Origin of the sequence: Bartonella sp. ML70XJBT (genome assembly GCF_028618425.1) — a bacterium.
In the GTDB taxonomy this organism is placed as follows: Bacteria; Pseudomonadota; Alphaproteobacteria; order Rhizobiales; family Rhizobiaceae; genus Bartonella.
Genome location: NZ_JAQISX010000004.1, coordinates 73,977 through 91,205 on the forward strand (window position 1 = coordinate 73,977; position 17,229 = coordinate 91,205).

Genomic DNA, 17,229 nt, shown 5'->3' on the forward strand with positions numbered 1-17,229 from the left:
AGTGTTTATATGGGGGAGTGCGGATATTATTTAGATATTGCATTAATCTTTTCAAAATAAATTTTCTTAAGCTTTATTGGAGATCACTTAACTATAAAGTGTTATAAGTATTTCTTCATTCAAGAGGACATAATTGATCATTTATATATCCCCATACACCTTAGTTTTTGAACTCTGTGTTTAGAAGGAAAAAATTTGTGCCCAAAAATATTCCATCAATCAGTTGTAGCCCCTTTCCCGCCTCACGCAAAATTTATCAACAGAGTCCTCTTTTTTCTGATGTGCGTGTTCCATTGCGTGAAATTTTATTAACCAATGGGAGCGGTGAAAAACCTTTAAATGTTTACGATACTTCTGGCCTCTATACCGACAAAGATGCAATCATTGATCTTACAAAAGGTTTACCCGCAATTGGCTCATCTTGGCTCTCTAGGCGTGATGATACTGAACCTTATCCTGCACGCCCAATTAAACCTGAAGATAATGGATTAACGAGCTCTCCTATACCTGCCTTTGAAAAAAAACGATCTATTTTGCGTGCAAAAAATGGCAAAAAAATTACACAAATGGCATATGCGCGTGCAGGTATTGTTACAGAAGAAATGGAATATGTCGCTATACGAGAAAATGAAGGGTTAGCCATAAATGATCAACAACAAGCGCAATCAAGTCCATTGAATGGAGAAATACCAGAAATTTATACTGCGGAATTCGTTCGGAATGAAATTGCAAACGGACGCGCCATTATTCCCCAGAATATCAATCATCCAGAATGTGAACCAATGATTATTGGACGCAATTTTCGTGTTAAAATTAATGCCAATATTGGGAATTCTGCCGTAACATCTTCAATGGCAGAAGAAGTTGATAAAATGGTTTGGGCTATTCGTTGGGGTGCAGATACAGTGATGGATCTCTCGACAGGACGGAATATTCACAATATCCGTGAGTGGATTATTCGAAATTCTCCTGTCCCCATCGGAACTGTTCCTCTTTATCAAGCACTCGAAAAAGTACAAGGTATTGCTGAAAATTTAACATGGGACATTTTCCGTGATACCCTTATAGAACAAGCAGAACAAGGCGTTGATTATTTTACGATTCATGCTGGCTTAAGATTACCATTTATTCCGATGACCATTGATCGTATAACGGGTATCGTTTCACGGGGTGGTTCTATTATGGCGAAATGGTGTCTTCATCATCATAAAGAAAGCTTTCTTTATGAAAATTTTGATGAAATTTGTGATATTGCAAGCACCTATGATATCTCTCTTTCCTTAGGAGATGGATTACGCCCTGGCTCTATTGCTGATGCTAATGATGAAGCACAATTTGCTGAACTTAAGACTTTAGGAGAATTGACAAAAATTGCTTGGGGAAAAAATGTACAGGTTATGATTGAAGGACCAGGGCATGTTCCAATGCACAAAATTAAAGAAAATATGGAACAGCAACTCGATCTGTGTCATGAAGCCCCTTTTTATACTTTGGGACCTCTTACAACTGATATCGCTCCTGGTTATGACCATATTACATCTGCTATTGGTGCGGCTATGATTGGATGGTTTGGAACCGCTATGTTGTGTTATGTAACACCTAAAGAACATTTAGGGCTTCCCGATAAAAATGATGTCAAAACCGGAGTCATCACTTATAAAATTGCCGCTCATGCTGCTGATCTTGCAAAAGGTTTGCCCAGAGCACAGTTGCGCGATAATGCTCTCTCACGTGCACGATTTGACTTTAGATGGTATGATCAATTCAACCTTTCTCTTGATCCAGAAACGGCTTGTGCCTTTCATGATGAAACATTGCCTAAAGATGCGCATAAGTTGGTGCATTTTTGTTCTATGTGTGGACCCAAATTCTGTTCTATGCGTATTTCTCATGATATTCGTGATGCTGCATCACTCCAAAAGACAAAAGGTGAAGGTATGGTTGCTATGGCTGAAAAATATCAAGAAAGCGGTGACCTTTATGTCGAAGCACCTCAAAAAAAGAGAGTCAACAGTTGAAGAATATTCTTATCAAAGGTGCAGGGGTCGGTGGTTTAACGGTTGCTTTTATGTTACAACAAAAAGGCGCTCATGTTACTGTATCGGCTTCTCCTTCTTCTCCTATAGGAACGGCAAGTTGGTATGCAGGAGGAATGCTAGCGCCTTATTGTGAAAGAGAAAATGCTGAGCAAATAGTTGAAGATCTCGGTGTACAAGCCATACAATGGTGGTGCAAAATATTTCCAGATCTTGTCATAAGAAAAGGAACTTTAGTTGTCGCACCAGCACGAGATAAGGTAGAACTCGAACGATTTTCAGCGCGGACACATCATCATAGAATTGTAAACGGTGAAGAAATAGCGCATCTTGAACCCGATCTTGCAGAACGTTTTAACCATGCGCTTTTTTATGAAAATGAAGCCCATCTTGATCCTCGTAAAGCGCTCATTGCTTTAAAAGAAAACCTGATAAAAAACGGTGCATGTTTTGTTAATGTCAAAACATCTGAAATAAATTTTGATATGGTCATTGATGCAACAGGTATAGCTCGTTTGGGAAAAGACAAAAATATCCGCGGTGTTCGAGGTGAAATGCTGCTCATACGCTGTAGGGATATTAAACTTTCTCGCCCAATTCGTCTTCTTCATCCACGCATCCCACTCTACATTGTTCCGCGACAAGATAATATTTTTATGATTGGCGCAACGATGATTGAAAGTGACTTTGATGGTGCCATCTCCGTGAGATCAATGATGGAATTGCTTAACGCTGCCTATACATTGCACCCTGCTTTTGCTGAAGCAGAAATTGTTGAATCTGGTATTGGGGTTCGTCCCGCTTATCCTGATAACTTCCCTTCTGTATACAAATATGGTAATCATATTTCTATAAATGGATTTTATAGACATGGTTTTCTTTTGTCTCCAGAAATGGCAAAACGCGCGGTGAAATTGGCATTGGAATAAAACATGCAAATCTTTGTTAATGGTGAAAAAATTCAAACAGAAGCCACTTTTCTCAATCTCTTACTTGCGGAATTGGGGTATGAAGGAAATTGGCTCGCAACTGCTGTTAATGCGGAAGTTGTTCCTGTAAGTGAGCGAAGCCAATTTGTCTTGCATGAGGGAGATAAAATTGAAGTTTTAAGCCCAATGCAAGGAGGCTAATATTTATGTTGAATCTTTATGGACGTGAATTTTCATCCCGTCTTATGTTAGGTACAGCACAATATCCCTCCCCTGCAATTCTGCGTGATGCTATTTGTAAATCTGGTACAGAAATTATAACCGTTTCATTACGTCGAGAAAGCGCAGGGGAAAAACAAGGGGGGCAGTTTTGGCAATTCCTTCAAGAGCTCGATGTAACGATACTTCCCAATACCGCAGGTTGTTACACTGTTAAAGAAGCGGTGACGACAGCCCATTTAGCACGAGACCTCTTTAAAACCTCTTGGATTAAACTCGAAGTTATTGGTAATCACGACACCTTACAGCCCAATGTTTTTTCTTTAATTGAAGCAGCAAAAATTTTAAACAGTGAAGGTTTCCATATTTTTGCCTATACAACCGATGATCTCGTTGTTGCTGAAAAGCTTCTCGATGTTGGATGCCAAGTCATTATGCCTTGGTGTGCTCCTATTGGCTCTGCTAAAGGCCCTCATAATATCGATGGACTGCGTTCTATCCGTGCTTACCTTCCTGATGTTACTCTTGTGATTGATGCCGGCATTGGGCGTCCATCCCATGCGGTTGTTGCTATAGAACTGGGCTATGACGCAGTGCTTCTTAATACCGCAGTTGCTAAAGCAGGGAATCCTGTTTTAATGGCTGAAGCATTTTCTAAAGCTATTCAGGCAGGACGTATGGGATATAAAGCAGGACTTCTCGAAGCACGCAACGTAGCGGTTCCTTCAACACCCGTTATTGGTAAAGCGGTATTTTGATGAAATTGGATCCATTCTACCTCATCGTTGACAATGCTGATTGGGTTGAACACTTAGTTCCTCTTGGTGTCAAACTCATACAATTGCGTATGAAAAACAAAGACCTTCAAACAATCAGTCAACATATTAGGCGTGCAAAAAACATCTGTGATCAATGGGGAGCACAGTTAATTATTAATGATCATTGGCGTATAGCCATTGATGAAAAATGCGATTTTATTCATCTTGGACAAGAAGATCTACGTAATGCTGATCTTCTTACAATTCGTAGAAATGGGATAAGACTTGGTCTTAGCACCCATGATAACCAAGAATTGGATATAGCACTCTCTGCTCACCCTGACTATATTGCTCTTGGACCTATTTATCCAACAATCTTAAAAAAAATGAAATGGCAACCTCAAGGATTAGAAAAAATCAAACAATGGAGAAAACGGATTGGTACTTTACCTTTAATCGGCATTGGTGGCTTAAATCCAGAACGCGCAATAGATGTTTTGAAAGCAGGGGCTAATAGTGCTGCTGTTGTGACCGACATTATCCTCCATAAAAAACCCGAAGAGCGAGTAGAACAATGGCTCAAGGTGACACAGCCATGGCGTTGACACCTTCTATTCTCATTGTTGCAGGCACTGACCCAACAGGGGGAGCTGGCATTGTTCGTGATATAGAAACAGCTGCATATTTTCACATCAAAGCCAATTTAGCCATTACCTGTGTTAATGTACAAGATGATCATCACGTTGCTGAAATTGTTCCAATGAGTGAAAGACTCGTTGCCGCACAAATGCGCAGTGCTCTAGAAGCCCATCCAGTCAGTGCAATAAAAATTGGCATGACAGGAAATCAAGCAATTATAGCAGCAATTTGTAATGTGCTTAAAGATTATCCCCATATTCCCGTTATTTTTGATCCTGTAATGGTTTCCTCGTCAGGAGGAAAACTAACTACGGAAAAAATTATAGAAATTATGATCAATCAGCTTCTCCCATATGTTACCCTTTTAACACCCAATAGAAATGAACTCGCTCTTCTTAGTCAAACCCCACTGGCGTCTCATCATGAAGAGACAATACAACAAGCAAAAAAACTTTTGTCATTGGGCGCTCGTTCTATTTTAGTAAAAGGGGGGCATGCCGAAGGACCTCTTGCAATTGATAGCTTCATTGACAAAGTGGAAGTTATCAATATTTCTGCTCCACGTTTAAAAGGAACAATGCGTGGAACAGGGTGTATTCTCTCAAGTGCTATTGCAGCCCATTTAGCACTCAATGAATCACTTATTTCAGCTGTAAAAAAAGCAAAAGCATACACCCACACATTGCTTTTAACCCATTGTAAAAACAGTTTTTAAATAATATCAGTTTATATAAAAGTAATATTTATTTATTTTATTTATACAGATAGTATTAATTTTAATAAAATATAAAATATAAAATATTAATTTATAATTAAATTTATTCTAAAATAATATAGAATATAAGTTTTATTCATTATTAAATATAAATATAATGATCAAGATTTTATTATTTAATCACTTGCATAAAAGTGAAAGTTCTTTTACCATAGGGAAAATAATTTGTTTAAAAAGCTAAAATAACGGATCTAAGCCAATTCTTGAAGGATAATTTTTTTGATCTATAACTGTTAGATCATTAGAAAAAATAAAATGTTAAACCAAACGCCGTGCTCAATTTCCTATGAAGAACTCTTAAACTTTTATAAAGAGAGTGGTGTAGATGCTGTTCTGACAGATTTACCGGTTGATCGTTTTAAACAGTCTGCTTGTTCAGAGAGAAAATTAACACCTGTTGTGAACATTTCTCATAATCAACAAACATCCCCCAAAACATCTCCAATCGTAAAATTAAATCATCAGCCACTCCACACCTCGAGGGCTATACAAAACGAACCTACTGCTATAGAAAGTGCCAAAAATGCAAAGACACTTGATGAATTAAAGTCTGCTCTTCTTGCATTTAATGGCTGTTCATTAAAATTAACAGCCAAAAACACCTGTTTTTCAGATGGAACAGCAGGAAGCCCTTTGATGCTTATAGGCGAAGCTCCAGGACGAGAAGAGGATATACAAGGACTTCCTTTTGTAGGAAAAGCAGGAATGTTATTGAATAAAATTCTCGCATCAATTGGCTTAACAAGAAATAATGTATACATCGCCAACACTATTCCTTGGCGTCCACCAGGAAATCGTACACCAACACCAAGAGAAATTGCCTTGTGCCGCCCTTTTATTGAACGGCACATCTATTTAGCACGTCCTCGTGTGCTTATAGCACTGGGAGGCGTTGCTGCACAGTTTCTGACCGGATCTCAAAGTGGGATTATCCGAACACGAGGGAAATGGCATATTTATGAAAGTGAGGATAATATAAAAATACCTGTTATGCCAACTTTCCATCCTGCTTACCTTCTTAGAACCCCTAGTCAAAAGAAGCTTACATGGATAGACTTCTTAGAAGTAAAAAATCGCCTCGATAACCTTTTTTAATTCTTTAATCTTCTTTGACGCTAAAATTAAATACCTTCTTTAACTCTAAAAATAGGAATGGGAGAAACTATGGAACAGCCAGTAACATCTATTTATCATTTGGAAGACTACCAGCCAACCCCTTATGCTATCCCCAAAACACAACTTTTTTTCCAATTGGCACCAACAAAAACCTATATTACAGCTATATTGTCTATTGAACCCCGTCACGAAACAAAAGAATTAATACCTCTTGTGCTCTCAGGTGATGACCTTACTTTAATTTCTGTTGCAATTAATGATGAGACATTAGCCCCAAATACTTATCACGTTACGCCTTCACGTTTAGAAATTACAACGCCACCCGCAGTTCCTTTTACATTGAAATTGGTTACGGAAGTAAATCCTGAAAGCAACCGCCAACTTATGGGACTTTATCTTTCAAATGGTGTTTATTGCACACAATGCGAATCAGAAGGTTTTCGTCGTATGACTTACTTTTACGATCGTCCAGATGTTCTTTCTACCTATAAAGTGAAAATTGAAGCAGACTCTCAAACAATCCCAATCTTACTTTCAAACGGTAATCTCGTGGAAACAGGAACTTTAGAAAATAATCGCCATTTTGCCGTTTGGGAAGATCCTTATCCCAAACCATCTTATCTCTTTGCTTTGGTAGGTGGTGATCTTGATAAGTTAGAAGACCATTTTACAACTGCATCTGGACGACGTGTCGAGCTTGGTATTTATGTAGAAAAAGGAAAAACTAAACGCGCTGCTTATGCAATGGATGCGCTCAAACGTTCCATGCGTTGGGATGAACAATGTTTCGGGCGCGAATATGATCTTGATGTTTTCAATATTGTTGCTGTTTCAGACTTTAACATGGGAGCAATGGAAAACAAAGGTCTTAACATTTTTAATGATAAATATGTTCTTGTCGATCCTGAAACAGCAACCGATCAGGATTATAGAAATGTTGAACGCGTCATTGCTCATGAGTATTTCCATAATTGGAGCGGTAATCGTGTTACCTGTCGCGATTGGTTTCAACTCTGCTTAAAAGAAGGATTCACTGTTTATCGTGATCAAGAGTTTTCATCAGATCAAAATGTACGCAGCCTACAGCGAATTGAAAATGTAAAAACATTAAAGGCTACGCAATTTGCTGAAGATGCAGGGCCTCTTGCTCATCCTGTCCGTCCTCGTCAATATAGCCAAATTAATAATTTTTACACCACAACGGTTTACGAAAAAGGTGCTGAAGTTGTCCGTATGATACGAACGATTTTAGGTCCCTCCCTATTTCGTAAAGGCACGGATCTTTATTTTCAACGACATGATGGACAAGCTTGTACCATTGAAGATTTTATCACCTGTTTTGCTGAAGTCTCTGGCCGTGATTTTTCTCAATTCATGCTGTGGTATGAACAAGCTGGAACCCCCAACGTAGAAATCGACAGTCATTATCATGATGGTGTTTTAACAATTCATGCAAAGCAACATATTCCCGCAACACCGCAACAAAATACAAAAAAGCCTATGCTTATCCCTATTGCATTTGGCTTATTAGGATCTAATGGAAAAAGCCTCGCTTATGAAGTGGAAACAGATATTCAATCAGAGGTTATGCTGTTGTCCCAAGAAAGCCAAACCTTTACATTAAAAGGCTTGCGTGAAAAACCTGTTTTATCACTACTGCGTGATTTTTCTGCGCCAATCATTCTACACACGCCATTCAATGAAAGCGAACTTATTTTTCTTGCACAACATGATGATAATCACATTAATCGCTGGCAGTCTCTTAATCAATTAATGACACAAGTTTTGATTGAAAGTATTCAAGATAAAACACAAGCAAAAGCAACATTCCCCGCTACTTTGCTAAAGCTGATTGAAACGATCCTAACAGATGAAAGCTTAGAGCCTGAATTTCGTGCTTTCTGTTTAAATTTACCAAGTGAGGTTGAACTTGCTCATACAATCGGTAAAAATGTTGACCCAGATCGCATTCATTATGTTCGCAATCAGTTTTTAGCTTCACTTGCAAAAACACATCAAGAGCTCTTAGCAAAGTTCTATGAACAAATGCAAATCCAAGAGCCCTATTCACCAAATACTGAACAAGCTGGAAAGCGAGCATTCAAGAATATCATCCTGGATTATCTTTCCATTGCTGAGGCCAATCCAAATCGTGCTGCGACACAATATGCAATAGCTAATAATATGACTGACCGAATGGCGAGTATTGCTATTCTCGTAAAGCGTTTTAATGAAAGTGAGCAGGCACAAAATGCTTTAAGCGATTTTGAAAACCGCTATCGACATGACCCTTTGGTTATGGATAAATGGTTTTCTATTCAAGCAATAGTTGCTGGCGCATCAACACTCGAGAATGTTCAAAAGCTCATGCAACACCCCCTATTTTCAAAGGATAACCCTAATCGTGTACGGTCCTTGATCGGTGTCTTTACCTCTCATAACCCCACAGGTTTCAACAGAATGGATGGAGCATCTTATCATTTTCTTTGCCAAATCATTTTAGAAATTGACAAAAAAAATCCACAGCTTGCTTCACGATTATTAACCATGATGCGTTCTTGGCGGCAATTAGAACCCATTCGGCAACAAAAACTTGAAACTGAATTAAAAACAATCGCTGCTGCACCAAAATTATCAAGCGATGTCGCTGATATCATCAATCGTCTGCTTACTTGAAACAAAAAAATATTTTAAATCAATGTATTATAATATTTTTAAATAAATTTTAAAAACATCTCGATCACCATTAAACCGATAAACAGGCAATCCAAACCTGTTTATCGGTTATGTTTCAAAAACTTTTTCCTTTTCATATTCCACATCCATAAAAGTAAAATACTTTTTTTTAAAAAAAGACTGGACAGAAGACTCCTGTTTTGATTCACTGCGCTTGATGGGGTTTACTCATGAAGATCAAAGCCGTTTTAAAATCATATTATTCCGGAATTAAAGGAACAAGAGATGACTAAATTGGACGCATATCATGCGCCAACGGAAATATATGCTGATTCAAAATCAAGCGCTCAAAGTCATAAAGCGCAGACGAAGCGTATTCATCTGCTTTATGGCTCTGCTTATCAAAAGCTTCTCTCTATTGAACCTTGGTTACGACGCTCAATTCCATTTGTTATTGTCGCATTTCTCATTGTTCTTGCAGTCATTCGTTTTGTATCAATTTATGATTGGCGCAATACAATTGATAAAAGCACGCGTTCTACCCTCGCTCTCTTAGCATCTCATATTACCAATACTATTGATCGTGATTTATTGGTTATTTCCCAGAAAGGAAAAGTTTCTGCCCTTTCTCATAATCATTTGCAAAATATCCTCACCATTTCTCGTAATCAAGACCTTATTAATCGCAACACTTTAATCGCCATTGTTGATCAAAAAGGCAATGTCTTGGCTTCGTCCGGTTCAGAGATCGTCTTAGGAAAGCCTCTGCAAGATTTTATCTCTGAGAGCATTGCTTTACAATCTCTTGGACAACAGGCTGGAGTTATAAAAATTACAATAGGCAAGGATACCCCTGCCCTTGCTTCATTTCATCAAACAAAAAACGGGCAATATGGCGTATTCATTAGCGAAAAGATGCAAGATAGTGCTATAGAATGGCGCAATTTTTTTTCGCTTAATGTAACCCTCTTTATTGGAACAAGCGGTATTATTCTTGCCCTTCTTTATGCTTATTATAATCAACTTTTACGAGCACGTAAGATAGATCTTATTTCTGAAAAAACTCAAAACCGTATTGATATGGCAATGATGCGTGGGCGTTGTGGATTATGGGATTGGAATATGGCAAGTGGACGTGTCTATTGGTCACGAGCAATGTATGAAATGCTTGGCTATGTCCCTCAAGATGCATTGCTCTCCATTTCTCAAATTAGCGCCATTATCAATCCCAATGATGCTAATTTTTTTAACCTTGCTCAAGAATTAATGGGAGGCAAAAAAAAGCATATCGATATCAATGTTCCCATGCGGCATGCTGATGGCCATTATGTATGGATGCGACTTCGCGCCGAAGTTACTGAAGAAGAAGCCCCCCATTTAGTTGGTATTTCCTTCGACATTAGTGAACAGCAACAATTAGCTGAACAAACAGCGCAAGCTGACCTTCGTATCCGTGACGCGATTGAAAATATTTCAGAATCTTTTGTCTTATGGGATGCTGATGGACGTTTAGTCATGTCCAATAGCAAATTTTGCGAATATGCTGCTATTCCTAAACAAATTCTACAATCAGGGATCCAACGTGCAACCGTCGAAGCCATGGCTCGCCCTGCGCTCAGTGAATATCCCCTCAAAGATGATGGTACCGGTAATTTAACCAGTATTCGCCAAACGGCAGATGGTTGTTGGCTTAAAATTAATGAACGGCGAACCCAAGATGGAGGATTGGTTTGTATTGGTACTGATATTTCTGAACTCAAACAACAACAGGAAAAATTTGAGGACAGTGAAAGGCGTCTTTTTTCTTTTATTCAAGAACTCAAACGCACTAGAGGGAGTGCTCAACAACGTGCAACAGAAGTGGAAAAACTGAATAAAAGTCTGAAAGCAGAAAAAGAGCGTGCAGAAAGTGCGAATAAGGCTAAATCAGAATTTTTAGCCAACATGTCTCATGAATTGCGCACACCTCTGAACGCTATTCTCGGCTTTTCAGATATCATGTTACAATCGACTTTTGGTCCTCTTGGTTCACAGCGCTATAAGGAATATATGCATGATATTTACAATTCAGGAACGCATCTTCTAACTCTTATCAATGATATCCTTGATATGTCAAAAATCGAAGCCGGAAGATTTACGCTTGATTGTAAAAATACTGATCTTGAGCCCATCATTAGTGAAGCAGTACGAACACTTACACCACAGGCTCAAGAAAAAAATATTACTGTTACAACAAATATCACCCCAGAACTTCATGCTGAAGTTGATGGGCGTGCCATGAAACAGATTTTCCTTAATCTCATCTCTAATGCTGTTAAATTTACACCTTCTGGTGGAAATATTGATGTCTGCGCTTTCAAGAAAAAAGATAATCTTATTTTTAAAATTACTGATACAGGCGTTGGTATTCCGCAATCTGCCATCAAAAAACTTGGGCAACCTTTTGAACAAGTTGAAAATCAGCTTACGAAATCCCATACAGGCTCAGGTCTTGGATTGGCCATTTCACGCTCCTTATTAGAACTACACAAAGGGAAACTTGAAATTACTTCAAAAGAAATGAAAGGAACAACGGTAACGATTATAATGCCCATCACACAAAATTAAGTTTGTTTTTAATTTCTTCTGTTTGTTCCCGTTGTAACAAAATCTCTTTCCGTTTAACGCCCCAACGATACCCTGAAATAAAACCATTTTTACGTACAACACGATGACAAGGAATAATGATGGCTAATTCATTACGTGCACATGCATTCGCAACGGCACGAAAAGCATTTGGCATACCAATGTATTGCGCTAATGCTTTATAAGAAATTGTTTCACCACACGGTATATCACATAATTGTGTCCATACTTGTCGTTGAAAAACTGTACCATTTATATCTAAGGAAAAATTATATTTTTTTACCAACTTAGGCGTTTCTATCATGGCTATAATATGCGCAACCTCTTTCTTAAATGCATTGTCACCCACAACTTGTTGTACGTCACCAAAGCGTACTGTAAACTCCTGTAATAATTGCTCTGTGGTATCTCCTAACGCAGTATAACAAATCCCCTTTTGAGATTTAGCCACCAAAAGTTTTCCTATGGACACATCTTCCAGACAGAATATTTTCTTTTGCGAAATATTCAGCATTTTAACTTTCTCTATATTTTAAATAGTTTTGAACATAGCCTATAAAATAAAGGGAGAATATTTACTATCTTTTAAACTCAAATATGATTATCCTGAAATTATCTTCTTCATTATGGTATTAAAATACATCCTCACTATTTTATGGTCTGAAAAAAGACAGAGATTAGCTTTCTTCTTCCCCTAAAGAACTAGGACTGCAACCAGACCAATCTTTAAATGAAACAGCTTTTTTCTCACAGTTTTCACCGTCAAACACTTCAATATAGTTCACTTCATAAACTTTCCTGACAAATCCTAGATTAAATTTTGTTACATACTCTAAACAAAAATACCTCATTTGTAATTTTCATACTCTATATCACCGCTCTAAACAGTAGTGTTTTACAAAACAAAAAGATAAACTGCTCATTTCATTTTACGAAACTTCATCAAAGCATAATAGTTTATGTTTTACTCCCAACGAATTCTTGAATATTCTCATTTTTCGGGACACTCTTATTTTCTTATAAAAGGTTATCCTTTTGATATACTGATGAGCTTATTCAACCCAAAAAAGGAATTTATTTTCAATTTCATGAAAAAAAAGCATGGAAAAGGCATTTTAGTACTTACTTTCTTTGTCACTTAACTTATAAAATGATTGTAGCCTCAAAACTTAAATATTTTTCTTGCCACAATCGTGTACGGATATTTGTCATAGGAAAAAGCCATGCCCAAACGCACAGATATAAAATCTATTCTTATCATCGGAGCAGGACCTATTATCATTGGTCAGGCATGTGAATTTGACTATTCAGGTACACAGGCCTGTAAAGCATTAAAAGAAGAAGGCTACCGAGTTATTTTGGTCAATTCTAATCCCGCCACAATTATGACAGATCCAGATCTCGCTGATGCAACTTATATAGAACCTATTACACCTGAGATTGTTGCTAACATTATTGCCCACGAACGTCCCGATGCCCTTTTGCCCACCATGGGGGGACAAACAGCTCTCAATACTGCTTTATCATTAAAGCGTATGGGAATTTTAGACCGCTATCATGTTGAAATGATAGGGGCCAATGCCAAAGCAATTGATAAAGCGGAAGACCGTGCTTTATTCCGCCAAGCGATGGCAAAAATCGGTTTGGAAACACCACGGTCGATGTTAGCCAATGCTACAGAACTGAAAGAAGAAAATCGCCAGCAATATGCAAAAACGCGTGCTGAATTTAAAGAAAAACTTTCTGGTGCAGCCCTTGAAAAAGCCCTCGAAGAACTTGAACGCAATTGGCGACATACCGAATCTGATCGCAAACAGCATTATATCGCCCATGCAACAGCAAAAGCAGTTCAAGCGCTTGATGTTGTTGGGCTTCCAGCTATTATTCGTCCTTCATTTACCCTTGGTGGAACTGGGGGTGGAATTGCATATAATCGCTCTGAATTTTATGAAATTATTGAACGAGGGCTTGAAGCTTCTCCTACGACAGAAGTCTTAATTGAAGAAAGTGTTTTAGGGTGGAAAGAATATGAGATGGAAGTTGTTCGTGATAAGAACGACAACTGTATCATTGTTTGTTCTATTGAAAACATTGATCCGATGGGTATTCATACCGGTGATTCGATCACTGTAGCCCCCGCTCTCACCTTAACCGATAAGGAATATCAATGTATGCGCAATGCTTCGATTGCGGTCTTGCGTGAAATTGGTGTTGAAACAGGAGGATCCAATGTACAGTTTGCTGTTAATCCTGAAAATGGGCGTCTCATTGTTATTGAAATGAATCCACGCGTTTCTCGCTCTTCAGCACTTGCTTCAAAAGCAACGGGTTTTCCCATTGCCAAGATAGCCACAAAACTAGCCGTTGGCTATACCCTTGATGAATTGAAAAATGATATCACAGGTGGTGCGATACCAGCATCATTTGAGCCTTCTATTGACTATATCGTGACAAAAATTCCTCGTTTTGCTTTCGAAAAATTTCCTGGGGCATCACCTGTCCTCACAACTGCGATGAAATCTGTAGGAGAGGTCATGGCCATTGGACGTACTTTTCAAGAATCATTACAAAAAGCACTCCGTGGACTTGAAACTGGTCTTACTGGTCTTGATGAAATTATCATCCCAGAACATGCTGAAGGTGATGAGAAAAGTTCTATACGCTCAGCCATTGCTATACCAAGTCCTGACCGTCTACGCTATATTGCTGAAGCTATGCGCGCAGGCTTACCCTTAAATGAAATCCACCAAATCAGCAAAATTGATCCGTGGTTTTTAGAACAAATAGCCTCCATCATTGAAATGGAGCAGCGTATCCGTATCCATGGACTACCTCAAGATCGAGATAATTTACGTATGTTAAAAGCTATGGGGTTTTCAGATGCGCGATTAGCCACCCTTACCGGAAAAGAACCCGATGATATCGCCGCTTTACGAAAATCACTAAATGTTAAACAAGTCTTCAAACGAATTGATACTTGTGCTGCTGAATTTTCTTCTCCTACAGCCTATATGTATTCAACATACGAAGTTCCCTTTGCCGGGATAGAACACTCAGAAGCACAGATTTCTGAACGCAAAAAAATTGTTATCTTAGGTGGTGGTCCAAACCGCATTGGCCAAGGAATTGAATTTGATTATTGTTGCTGCCACGCGGCTTTTGCCCTTCGTGATGCAGGCTTTGAAGCCATTATGATTAACTGCAATCCTGAAACCGTTTCAACTGACTATGATACCTCTGATCGTCTTTATTTTGAATCTTTAACAACAGAAGATGTTATCGCTATTTTAGAAGCAGAACAGGAAAAAGGCGATCTCGTTGGAGTCATCGTGCAATTTGGCGGACAAACACCATTGAAATTGGCAAGCGCTCTCGAAAAACACAATATTCCCATCTTAGGGACTTCACCTGACGCCATCGATTTAGCAGAAGATAGAGATCGCTTTCAAAAACTGTTATTTAAACTTAACTTAACACAACCTAAGAATGGAATTGCCCACTCTATCGAGCAAGCACGCCTCATTGCCCATGAGTTAGGATTCCCATTGGTTGTACGTCCCTCTTATGTTTTGGGGGGGCGTGCTATGCAAATTATCCGTGACGAGCGAAGCTTGCAAAATTATCTACTTGAAAGTGTTCCTGAATTAATTCCAGAAGATATCAAAGCTCGTTATCCCAACGATAAAACAGGACAAATCAATATACTGCTTGGTAAAAATCCTCTTCTCTTTGACACTTATCTAACAGAAGCCATTGAAGTAGACGTTGATTGTCTGTGTGATGGCAAAGAAACACTGATCGTGGGAATTATGGAACATATTGAAGAAGCAGGGATCCACTCCGGTGATTCAGCGTGTTCTTTACCAGTCCATACGCTCTCACAGAGCATCGTCGCTGAATTAGAGCGCCAAACAAAAGCATTAGCACAAGCACTTCATGTTCGTGGCTTAATGAATGTACAATATGCCATTAAAGATGATACTATTTATGTCTTGGAAGTCAACCCCCGTGCTTCACGGACGGTTCCATTTGTTGCAAAAACAATTGGTTGCCCTATTGCTAAAATGGCTGCACGTATTATGGCAGGAGAAACGCTGCACAATGCTCTCCAAGCTTATGGTGGATTACCTTCTTCACAGAAAAAACACCATATTGCCGTCAAGGAAGCCGTATTTCCTTTTGCCCGTTTTTCAGGTGTTGATACACTTCTTGGTCCAGAAATGCGCTCAACTGGTGAGGTTATGGGACTTGACTATGAGTTTGCACTTGCTTTTGCTAAAGCACAACTTGGAGCTGGTGTAAAACTCCCTAAGGAGGGAACTTTATTCGTTTCTGTAAGAGATGAAGACAAAAAACGTATCTTAAACCCTGTAAAACGTTTAACAGAGCTTGGCTTTTCTGTTGTTGCCACAAGTGGAACACAAAAATTTCTCACTGAACATCATATTGTGGCAAAAAAAATCAACAAAGTTCTGGAAGGGCACCCGCATATTGAAGATGCTATTCGTAATCGCCAAATTCAATTGATTTTTAATACAACCAGTACGCCCAGTGCCATCTCAGATTCCAAATCATTGCGCTATGCAGCACTCATGCAAAATGTCCCCTATTATACAACAATAGCCGGAGCCGAAGCTGTCGTAGAAGCGATCAAAGCACTCAAAAAAAAGTGCCTCGAAGTACGTTCACTGCAAAGTTATTTCAGCTGAATTTCTTGCTATGTGGAAAAGCTCACGCTTTTTGATAGTCTTTCTTGATTTTTTCTTTGTATAAAATAGCAATTAAAGCTTGCTTTTTATGCTAAAGGCTTTTATACGAGTTCTATCGAATTTTCGGTTACGTGACTTTCTTTCCTGTGCGTTCTGCACTTTTGACGAAACTTCTCCCACCTAATTTCGATCTACAACCGTATTGAAGAATTATAGCTTCAGTATACAATATAATTATATATCTAAGGAGTTTCCTATGTCTACAGGAACAGTTAAGTGGTTTAATACAACAAAAGGTTTCGGATTCATTCAGCCTAGTGATGGCAGTGCAGATGTATTTGTACACATTTCCGCCGTTGAGCGTTCTGGTCTTACCAATCTTAATGAGGGGCAAAAAATTTCTTATGATGTTCTTCAAGATCGTCGTTCAGGAAAATTTGCCGCTGGCAACCTTGCAGCTCTTTAAAGTTTAAATTCTGCAATATTCTTTTTAAAAATCTTCGTCTATAACGACGAAGATTTTTTTTATTTTGTGTAAAGCAAAATTGATCTTGATAAAAGAAAACTCTGCTTCTCTATTTTGCACAATTTATCAAAATATTCCTATCCTTCCTCTAATATTTGTATAATCCTTAAGAGAAGAATTTCTGTCAAAATTCTCAAAAAATAACAATATAAAAACCCATATCAGAGTATTTTAGAAGTTTTTTATTGCATACAATATAATCTCTTATAGAATATTCTTAA

The 17,229-nt window shown here is 38.4% G+C and carries 12 protein-coding genes; 11 read left to right on the plus strand and 1 reads right to left on the minus strand.

The window, feature by feature from the left end:
- The first annotated feature begins 197 nt into the window (after positions 1-197).
- The 9 genes from thiC to PVV65_RS03105 all read left to right on the plus strand — a co-directional run bounded on the left by thiC (position 198) and on the right by PVV65_RS03105 (position 11,755).
- Positions 198-2,018 (plus strand): phosphomethylpyrimidine synthase ThiC, encoded by a 1,821-nt coding sequence (gene thiC / locus PVV65_RS03065; protein ID WP_273789172.1) that lies wholly within the window; start codon positions 198-200, stop codon positions 2,016-2,018.
- The gene (thiO, locus tag PVV65_RS03070) at positions 2,015-2,965 is read left to right on the plus strand and encodes a glycine oxidase ThiO (RefSeq protein ID WP_273789173.1); all 951 of its coding nucleotides are present in this window, start codon (positions 2,015-2,017) and stop codon (positions 2,963-2,965) included. The genes thiC and thiO overlap by 4 nt, the downstream gene beginning before the upstream one ends.
- A 3-nt stretch (positions 2,966-2,968) precedes the next feature.
- The gene (thiS, locus tag PVV65_RS03075; protein WP_273789174.1) at positions 2,969-3,166 is read left to right on the plus strand and encodes a sulfur carrier protein ThiS; all 198 of its coding nucleotides are present in this window, start codon (positions 2,969-2,971) and stop codon (positions 3,164-3,166) included.
- A gap of 5 nt (positions 3,167-3,171) precedes the next feature.
- On the plus strand, positions 3,172-3,942 hold the full coding sequence (locus PVV65_RS03080) for a thiazole synthase (RefSeq protein WP_273789175.1): 771 nt from the start codon (positions 3,172-3,174) through the stop codon (positions 3,940-3,942).
- Positions 3,942-4,547: a thiamine phosphate synthase gene (locus PVV65_RS03085; protein ID WP_273789176.1), complete on the plus strand. Its 606-nt coding sequence runs from the start codon at positions 3,942-3,944 to the stop codon at positions 4,545-4,547. Before PVV65_RS03080 ends, PVV65_RS03085 begins: the two co-directional genes overlap by 1 nt.
- Positions 4,517-5,296 (plus strand): hydroxymethylpyrimidine/phosphomethylpyrimidine kinase, encoded by a 780-nt coding sequence (locus PVV65_RS03090; RefSeq protein ID WP_273789177.1) that lies wholly within the window; start codon positions 4,517-4,519, stop codon positions 5,294-5,296. Before PVV65_RS03085 ends, PVV65_RS03090 begins: the two co-directional genes overlap by 31 nt.
- Positions 5,297-5,611: 315 nt before the next feature.
- Positions 5,612-6,451 (plus strand): uracil-DNA glycosylase family protein, encoded by an 840-nt coding sequence (locus tag PVV65_RS03095; RefSeq protein WP_273789178.1) that lies wholly within the window; start codon positions 5,612-5,614, stop codon positions 6,449-6,451.
- Between the two features lie 69 nt (positions 6,452-6,520).
- Positions 6,521-9,148 (plus strand): aminopeptidase N, encoded by a 2,628-nt coding sequence (gene pepN / locus PVV65_RS03100; protein ID WP_273789179.1) that lies wholly within the window; start codon positions 6,521-6,523, stop codon positions 9,146-9,148.
- A gap of 285 nt (positions 9,149-9,433) precedes the next feature.
- Positions 9,434-11,755, plus strand: a complete 2,322-nt coding sequence (locus PVV65_RS03105; RefSeq protein ID WP_273789180.1) for a PAS domain-containing sensor histidine kinase — start codon at positions 9,434-9,436, stop codon at positions 11,753-11,755.
- On the opposite strand, the gene PVV65_RS03110 is transcribed toward PVV65_RS03105, so the two are convergent.
- On the minus strand, positions 11,742-12,287 hold the full coding sequence (locus PVV65_RS03110) for a methylated-DNA--[protein]-cysteine S-methyltransferase (RefSeq protein WP_273789181.1): 546 nt from the start codon (positions 12,285-12,287) through the stop codon (positions 11,742-11,744). The two genes, PVV65_RS03105 and PVV65_RS03110, sit on opposite strands and share 14 nt — an antisense overlap.
- A gap of 709 nt (positions 12,288-12,996) precedes the next feature.
- On the opposite strand from PVV65_RS03110, the gene carB reads away from it, so the two are divergent.
- Positions 12,997-16,482 (plus strand): carbamoyl-phosphate synthase large subunit, encoded by a 3,486-nt coding sequence (gene carB, locus PVV65_RS03115; RefSeq protein ID WP_273789182.1) that lies wholly within the window; start codon positions 12,997-12,999, stop codon positions 16,480-16,482.
- A 256-nt stretch (positions 16,483-16,738) separates the two neighbouring features.
- Positions 16,739-16,948, plus strand: coding sequence for a cold-shock protein (locus PVV65_RS03120; RefSeq protein ID WP_005773801.1), 210 nt, complete (start codon positions 16,739-16,741; stop codon positions 16,946-16,948).
- The last annotated feature ends 281 nt before the right edge of the window (positions 16,949-17,229 follow it).